The 1,653-nt window shown below is 64.1% G+C and carries 1 protein-coding gene; it reads right to left on the bottom strand.

Translation table 11 applies throughout. The features are described from left to right. The coding region (locus tag A5622_RS02190; RefSeq protein WP_156752809.1) for a glycosyltransferase at nucleotides 1-1,653 on the bottom strand (1,653 nt) is incomplete at both ends.

Consider the following 1,653-nt stretch of genomic DNA (forward strand, 5'->3'; position numbering starts at 1 on the left):
GGGCGGCGCTGGGATCACCTTCTGCGCGGGACGGTTCCTGGACGCTTATCGCCGACGCATCAAGCAGCCCACCCAGGTGCTCGCGCACCAAGGTGGCCCTTTGGGGGTCGGCGCCCTCGATCCACACCTCGACCTGGCGGCCGCTGTGTGCGAGGTTGCGCAGATGATCGGCCAGCGCCCCCATGTCCGGCATCGCCGATTCCAGGTCGCGCCGCCCCGGGTCAACATCGACACTCAGGTAGGACCAGGAAGGTGATTGGACCTGCGCTCCGAACGCCGCCCGGCGCCACACCCCGGGCAGCTTCTGCACGCCTCCATCCGCAGGAAAGCCGAACATCTCCAGCACCGATGAGGGCAGCGGCAGCTCCCGATGCTCAATACGCCTGCCCGCCATCTCCAGATACGACGAAGTCACCGTTTGGACCTGCAACCGCAGCTGCGGCACGCTCTGGATATAGCGCACCACCGCCTCCCAACCCGCAGCCGGATCCGGCAGCCCCTCGATCAGCGGCGCCACGGCCAGAAGATTCAAATCGCCGCGCCGGTTACCCAAATCGCGGATCAGCCCGGTAACGGCGTGTTGCAACACATCAACGGTCTGCTCGGGCGTAGATGGCCGCGGCTCGCTGCTTGCCCACGAGTTAGCGCTCCCGACATCCAACTGCGTCCAGCGGACACGCGGAATCAACTTGAGCGCGGGGCCAACAAACCCAGCACCTTCCATGGCCGTTTTGAACGCGTACGGGCCGGTGCGCTCCATGACCGACCGACGACGCACGTGGCCACTCGCGCTCCGGACATATAAGGCGGATTGGATCTGTCGGGTGTTCGGCAAGCGCCACTCGTCCGGGTCCAATTCGTCTTGTCGCAGGCCGTAGTTGGACTCAAGCGTTTTCAGGTAAAGATCAATGACGGGGTGGTTACGCGCCGAGACAAAAGCGGAATTCACCATTGATGGATCCTGCACGTCGTGTATGGCGAAACCCGGCGCTTGCAACAGATCCCGCAACCCATGCAGGTCACGAGCGGGATTGTCGCCGTCGGTGTAAATCCCGCCGAAACGGTGCAAAACTTCCAGACGCAAGATGTCGCTGGCCGAGCCGTAGCCGGCGGCGGTTCCTTTAGCCGTCTCCATGCGATACTCCCCGGCAAGGCGCATCGGCTCACCGGCATGAAACACCTCGTCCACATTGAGCACGATGACCCGATGCTGCTGAGCCCACTTGCGCATCTCCGCAACAGCGCCAACCTCGCGTTTGAACTGAGCGCGCGTCACGTCGCTCCACAACACCACCTGCAACCCGTGCGGTTGCGCCCGCGCGCTAAGCGCCTGCAGATTCGTTCGAAGCGCGTTGGTAACATCCCTGCCATCGGTCACCGGACCGCCCAGCCAAATGGTGTGAACGACCCTGGGCATCTCCAACCGGTCCGGCAAGTCCGGCAAATCAACCAAGTCGGGGAATTCGGCGCGCGGGCGATGCGGCCACCACCAACCCTTGTCAGCGGGCGCCGGCTCAGCCCAGATCTCCTCATGCTCGACCGGCCTGTCCGTTTGACCGGCAGCTAGATCCAGCGCGCGGAAATACCCGCCCAGCCGATCGGTCGGCTCACTGGCCAGGCGCACCGTTTGCAGCAACTGCGGCGTCAAACTCG

It is taken from the genome of Mycobacterium sp. 1245801.1 (genome assembly GCF_001673055.1).
GTDB classification, from domain to species: Bacteria; Actinomycetota; Actinomycetes; order Mycobacteriales; family Mycobacteriaceae; genus Mycobacterium; species Mycobacterium europaeum_A.